Origin of the sequence: Cellulomonas bogoriensis 69B4 = DSM 16987 (assembly GCF_000767165.1) — a bacterium.
Classification (GTDB): domain Bacteria; phylum Actinomycetota; class Actinomycetes; order Actinomycetales; family Cellulomonadaceae; genus Actinotalea; species Actinotalea bogoriensis.
Map to the genome: position 1 here is coordinate 1 of NZ_AXCZ01000156.1, position 6,428 is coordinate 6,428.

Here is a 6,428-nt window from a genome sequence, read left to right on the forward strand (position 1 = left end):
CCACGCTCAACTCCGAAGAGCCACGTTCCGGGACGGATCGCGGCCGCGGCAAGGGGCCTGCTTGCCGGGTTCGAGATGACCACCACCACCACCGAAAGGCACCCGGGGCGACGGGACCGATGCCCCCCTCCCCCACCGCGAGCCTGGTGTACGCCTCATACCGGCGCCAGCGCCAGTAGGACGCCCGCTGCCCCGGTAGCCGGTTCGCCACCGGCGGATGCTCCTGCACACCGGCGCCGACCTACTCACTGACCATCGACGCGCGCGGATCCACTCGCTGCTGCTCACGAACCTCGACCACATCGCCGTCGGGGTCACCTTGGGCGCCCGTCCGGGCGTGATCGCCCCCGGTCCAGCACCCCGGCCGTCCCACCGGCGAGGCGATGACCGAGGTGATCTTCTGCCTAAGCCGAAGCCTTCTGGCCGTCCTGAACCAACGCACCACTCTTCGCCGGACGCTACGAGCAAGAGCACCGAGGATGCATGCCTAGTTCGACCGCCCCGGACCTACAACGGCACCACCACCGCCCTCTCGGCAGGATTGAACTCCTGCGGGCCACCGGCCTCGGGTCCGCAACCTGGTACGCCACATCACAAACTGCCTGCTGGCGACCGGCGGCTTGCGACGCTCATTACACCGTCGATCGTGATGAGCAGTAGGTGAGCACTCTACCCGGCAGGTCTTGCACTGCTAGCTACTCCGAGGATGGTGTCGCCGGCTCGACGCGCCCCCGATGAGGCTCGGCAACCCGGGTCGGGAGCACACCTACCCCCCCGACCGGCAGCCCAGCGTACGCCTTGCTCTAGTTCAGAAGCCGAATGCACTGCGAATGCAAAACCCGCTTGCTGCGCACGACCAGCCCGGCGGTCTTGGTCGTCCGTTACGGTCGAAGGGTTCGGCACCACTACACTCGGCAGGCCTAGAACTGCAGCTTCATGGATCGAGTTGTACCCACCCGCGAGAATCGCGAAATCGAATGCGGGCATTAGAGGCGCGACAGGGTAGGCCGACCTTACGATGGCTCCTGGTACTGGTTCGCGCGTCCGTGCAATGGGAGATCTCACGACGACTGGGGTCGAATCGGAGCAGGAACGGACAAGATCCACCGCCGCCTGCTGAACATCACTGATGGAGTTGATCTGGCCAGCGCCCAGTTGAACCAGTGCATAGGAAGATTCTCGGTCGAGACGCAGCCGGGCCTTTGAGGCTTCCGGTGACAGTGGCGATGTGCTCTCGAGTATTGTGACCGGACCAACGGTAGTCTCCGTGCCACCGGGTTCTTCCTCCAGGCCACCCAGTTCTCCGGGCACCAGCACAGAGTCGCAGAAGAGAGTCGCATTGTCGAACTGTTCGCGCGGTGCAGATTCCTTCCAGTTCCCTCGCCGAAGCCACACAAGAGGCACTCCTGACCTGCTGCACAACTCGGTGAGGCCGCGGTAGATCCATGCCCCGTCATAGACAACCACGTCCGGCGCGGCGGTCAGGTGACCAAAGAGGCGCCGCCCAAAAGAACGATGCCAGGCAGGCCAATCGAGACCGGAGGCTTCTTTGCTGGGGTGGTGATCGACGTCGTAGTCCATGTCGCGGACGAGCTCGACGGCGGATGAGAGCGTGAAGAAAGCCGGTCGCATTCGATCGCGGTTCGCTTCGGCAATTGCGAGGCACCGCGTGAGGTGACCCAGGCCTGCACCATTACTTGTAACGAACAGAACACGGGGTCCACTTCGATCCGGTCGGTATCTGAGAACCGGTGCGAACGCGGGCATCTTAGCCCAGTGCGCAAACTCCGTGTCCGCACGCACCGCGGCCAGCTCATCCCCGAGTTTTGAGAGCGCCAAAGCATGCCTGTACTCATGCCGCGATTGCTTCTCGCGGCTGTCACGAACGAGGTCGGCAATATCGTCCAGCTGTCGCCTGGTTGTCTCTTGCTGAAGCTTCAAGCTTCTTTGAGTCTTGACGACCTCCTGTCGCTGTACACGATAGACCGCGCCGAACTGGACAGTGACTACCGCGAGTGCGAGTGCTCCAGCAAGTGCGGCGGCGCCCCCCCAAGCGGCGTATGCGACGGCTACGGCGACTGCGCTGAGGAGCACCACGAGTGTGGTTAGCACACGAAGAACGCCGATTCGCCGAATCTGGCGCCTCATGCGCCTGACCCTTGCAGCGGCTGCCGTTGGCCTGATCCGTTCAGCAAAACGTGGTCGAGCGCTATTCCAAATCCTGTCACTGTTGCACCGGCAAGAACCTCATGTGCCGGAATCTTCCAGGTGTGATCCTGCGCCCTGCGTCGCACTTGCAGGTAGTTGTACCTGTCGCTGCTGAAGATGCTCGCGCCCCGGTCGCTAGCCTGACGCAGAAAGCCCGTGTCCTCGCCGCGCCCTACACAAGGGAAGGGAACTTCCCGCGCCACCAAGCGCGACGTGAGAAGAGTGGGCCCAACAACGAAGTCCGTTACTCGCTTCTCGCGCTCGCCGAACCGGAGGACCGTTGCGTTGAGACTCTCCGCGTATACGTAGTGCGCTTGCTTTCCGACAATATCGGAGCCACTGTATGCCAGTGCGTCCAACTGGTCGCTCAGATATAGGTCGCCGTAGATGTCGTCGTCATCCATCTTCGCAACCACGTCCCCGGATGCCGCATCGACAAGCCGGTTGAGGCATTCACCTAGCGTCACATCGGCCTCGGCGTCGAGATGGACCACACTCTTCACGCCCATTTCAGCAGCCTTGGCCCTCAACTTACGGTCCGGGACGCGCCATCCGTGCGTCAGGATGCAGAGTTCGACGTCGAGTCCGGACTGGCTTCCCACGGTGCGCAGCACGTGATCGAGCTGGTGGGGCCGGTTGGTCGAGACGAGGGCCGACACCGTCGGGCGCGTTCCGGCGCGGGGCGCGTCGACGCCCACCGAGTCGAGCACCTGGTCGACCCTGTGGCCGTAGGTGTGTGCGGCCCAGATCGTCCGCTGCGCCAGGTGCATCATCCGGTCGCGCAGCTCTGGGCTGTTCACCAGCGCCCGGAGCATGTGCTCGGCCTCCTGCTGGTCACCCACCTGGGGCACCTGGAAGCTGTCGAAGACGTTGCTGATCGCCTCGCTCGGGGTACTGACCACCGGGGTACCACTGGCGGTGATCTCGAAGATCCTGCGGGCGCACATGCTCGGGGAGTCCGTCACGGTGTTGACGTTGAGGAACACCTTGTACGCCCGGTACGCGGCCAACATCTGCTGGTAGTCGAGGGACCCCACCACGTGGGCGTCGAACGGGGCCGGGAACTGGTACCGCTCGTCACCGCCCAGTTGCCGGGAGAAGATCTCCAACCCGTGCTCCATGCGCGGGCTGACCGCCACAGCCGCACCCAGCAGCAGGTCCATCTGCTCCCTGCGCTCGGGGTGGCGGTGCGCGAAGTACATGCCACCGAACGCCACGTCCCGCAGCTGGTGCCCCTGACCGGATCGGATGGGGTTGTGGATCGCCGGTTGGGCGGCGAAGGGCAGCACACCCACACGGTCGTGGCCCAACGCCTCCACGTAGGCCGGTACCCGGTTCGCGTCCGTGGTGAACACGTGGTCGACCAGGCGTGCGACGTCCAGGAAGTCGTCGAAGTGGGCCGGATCCTCCTTGTTCCACAGAACCGTCGGGATCCCCTGGGCCCGGCACCACTCCACTAGCTCGACGAACGCCGGACGAGGAGCCGACGGGCCCGTGAGGTGGTAGCGCCAACCGCCCCCGTTGCCTGCCCATGCGGACTCCACGAACAGCAGGTCCACGGGGTTGGTCTCGAGGGTCTGGCGCCACGTCGACGGCTGGATCTCGACCTGGTCCCACTCGAAGCGGAACGCCAACCGGGAGAAGTCGTCCAGGATCACCGCCACCCGCAGGTCAGGTCGCGTCGGGTCCCGGTCAGGGATCGGCCACGGCGCGAACGTCAGGTGCCCGTCCCCGTCCCGGTAGCCCGCGACGCTCGGTTGCTGCGTCACCCCCTGCCGCCTCGCCCAGGTGCGGAGCTGACCGACACCCCCCTTGCGCAGATGCCACAAGGCCCGACGGGCGTCGGTCATCGACAACCGCCGGGCAGCCGCGGGGGGGCGCGACGTCACGGCGCCACCGGCGGCAGGATGTCCACGTCGTCCGGGTGCTCCTGCAGGTACTCCCCCACCGCGTCCTCACGGACGGCTGCCATCAACCTGTCGAACGGCTCCTCGTCCAGCACCACGATGCTCTGGCCGTCCGCGCTGCGGCCCGTCCCCTGGATCGGCACGGTGAAGAACGAGATGTCCACCGAACCCAAGTTCCTCGCGCGGTCCACCAGGTCGTTCATCACGTCCCGGTCGAAGGCCTCGTCGAACGCCACCGAGCGGGTCACCGAGTCCAGGAAGGGGTAGGACTTGGTCGGGTTCTGCAACGTCTGCTCGTTGCGCATCCGTGCGAAGATCGCCCGGAACCACGCCTGCTGGCGCTGCACACGGTCGAAGTCACCCCGCGCCAGGTTCATGCGCTGCCGCACGTACGTCAGCGCCTCCTCGCCGTTCATCAGGTGCTGCTCACCCGCCGCCAACGTCCTGTCGCCCACCCGCAGGTCCTGGCGCAACGTGATCAGCACGCCACCCAGCTCGTCCGTGACCTCGGTGAACGACTCGAAGTCCGTCATCGCGAAGTGGTCCACCCGCACACCGGTCAGCTGCTCGATCGTCTGCACCGTCAGCGCAGGCCCCCCGAGGGAGAACGCAGCGTTGATCTTGTGGGTGCCGTGCCCGGGGATCTCGACCCACGAGTCACGCGGGATCGACATCACGTACGCGGCGTCCCGCTCAGCCGGCAGGTGGATCAGCATGATCGTGTCCGTGCGCTGCCCACCGGCCTCCCACTGCGACGGGTCGCCGGCCGAGATCCGGCTGTCCGACCCCAGCACCAGCAACGTCATCGGCTGGTCCTCACGCTCGTCCCGCTCCGTGGCAGGTGGCCTCGACGGCAGCCCGTCGAACGGGTCGGCGATGCGCTCCACGTTCGAGTCCAACCGGGACTGCAGGATCAGCACCGTCGCCAGGCCGCCGACGGCGAGCACACCGATCAACGACAATGCGGTGATCAGCACCCACCGGTTGCGGCGACGCTCCCGGGCATCAGGGGAATGGGGGTCGTGGCCCGCACGCCGGCTACGGCGAGAGGCCCCCTCGGTCTCAGGCACCGGGAAAGGATAGCGGCACAGCAGCAACCAACCGCCACAATGACCGGAATGCCCGATTACGCCCCATGCTCATGGCGCGTAGTCCGTCCCGAACTCCTCGACGTACGCGTCCATCTCGCCCGACACCAACGCGCGTCCCAGTGCCGCGGTCTGCGCCTCGTCCACCAGGTTCACCGACTGCCCCGCACGGGTCCCGAACCCCGTGATCGGCACCATGAGGCCCACCACGTCCTCACGTTCCAGGTTCGCCACGAGCGGCCCCAGGGCGATCGCGTCCTCCACCGACAGGTCACCGGTGACCTTCACGTTGCGGTAGAGCATCGCCACGAGCTCGGCGAACGCCAGAGGGTCCTCCTTGGCCCGCCCCACCTTCTCCATCATCCCGACGAGTGCCGCACGCTGCCGCTCGGTGCGGTCCAGGTCACCCAGCGGCAGGCGCATGCGCTCACGGACGTAGATCAGGCCGTCGGTGTTCTCCAGGGTGATGCGCCCCTGCGGGAAGTCCACCACGCGCCCCGTGCTGATGACCGTCACCGTGCTGTGGTGCTGGTTGTCGACCTCGAACCCACCCATCGCCCTGGTCAGCGCGATGAACCCGGCGAAGTTCGACTGGATGACGTAGTCGATGCCCACCCCGCCCAGCAGATCTGACACCGCGTCCCGCATGGTCTCCGTGCCCCCGCGGCTGAAGGCCGAGTTGATCTTCCCCTCCCCCAGGCCCGGGATCGGCACCCACATGTCCCGGGTCACCGAGACCAGGTACACCGACTCCCTGTCCGCAGGGACGTGCACCAGCAGGATCGTGTCCGCGTTGCCCGTCATGTCCTCCGCACCCCGGGCGTCCGTGCCCAGCAGCAGGATGTTGACCGCCCCCTCGCCCAGCGGGTCCTGGGGGACGTCAGGCTCGGGCGCCGCGGTCCGGGACTCCACGGGCGCCGGGGTCACCGTGACCCGCTCCTGAGGGGGCGGCAACGGGGCCGCGCACGAGGAGACCACCACAAATACCGCGATAAACGCACCGAGTGCACCAACACGACGACCCACCATGAACGACATGCTGCTCCCTGCGACGTCGAATTCCTACCCAGAAGCATGCCCGCAAACGGCCACACCCCGAAGTCACCGCTCCTGTAGCATCGCGCAGCGGCGACCGTTGACTGGGCCGCCACGGGCCCTTCGCCCACCACGACGAGCACACCACCACCGTGAGGACGTCCGGAATGTCTGTTGATCTTGCCATCGT

Annotated in this window: 4 protein-coding genes; all 4 read right to left on the minus strand. The window is 66.1% G+C overall.

What is annotated here, in order from left to right:
• Positions 1 to 669: 669 nt before the first annotated feature.
• Entirely contained in the window at positions 670 to 2,148 is a 1,479-nt protein-coding gene (locus N869_RS18875) for a glycosyltransferase (RefSeq protein WP_084137060.1), read from the minus strand.
• Entirely contained in the window at positions 2,145 to 4,058 is a 1,914-nt protein-coding gene (locus N869_RS11915; RefSeq protein ID WP_052105491.1) for a glycosyltransferase family protein, read from the minus strand. Before N869_RS11915 ends, N869_RS18875 begins: the two co-directional genes overlap by 4 nt.
• Before the next feature lie 35 nt (positions 4,059 to 4,093).
• Positions 4,094 to 5,185, minus strand: coding sequence for an LCP family protein (locus N869_RS11920; RefSeq protein WP_198026062.1), 1,092 nt, complete (start codon positions 5,183 to 5,185; stop codon positions 4,094 to 4,096).
• Between the two features lie 69 nt (positions 5,186 to 5,254).
• Positions 5,255 to 6,130, minus strand: a complete 876-nt coding sequence (locus N869_RS11925) for an LCP family protein (protein ID WP_035062020.1) — start codon at positions 6,128 to 6,130, stop codon at positions 5,255 to 5,257.
• Between the last annotated feature and the right edge of the window lie 298 nt (positions 6,131 to 6,428).

Excerpts from the sequence above, each read along its gene's own strand:
- N869_RS18875 (WP_084137060.1), bottom strand. The coding sequence starts at position 2,148 with ATGAGGCGCCAGATTCGGCGAATCGGCGTTCTTCGTGTGCTAACCACA.
- N869_RS11915 (WP_052105491.1), bottom strand. The coding sequence starts at position 4,058 with ATGACCGACGCCCGTCGGGCCTTGTGGCATCTGCGCAAGGGGGGTGTC.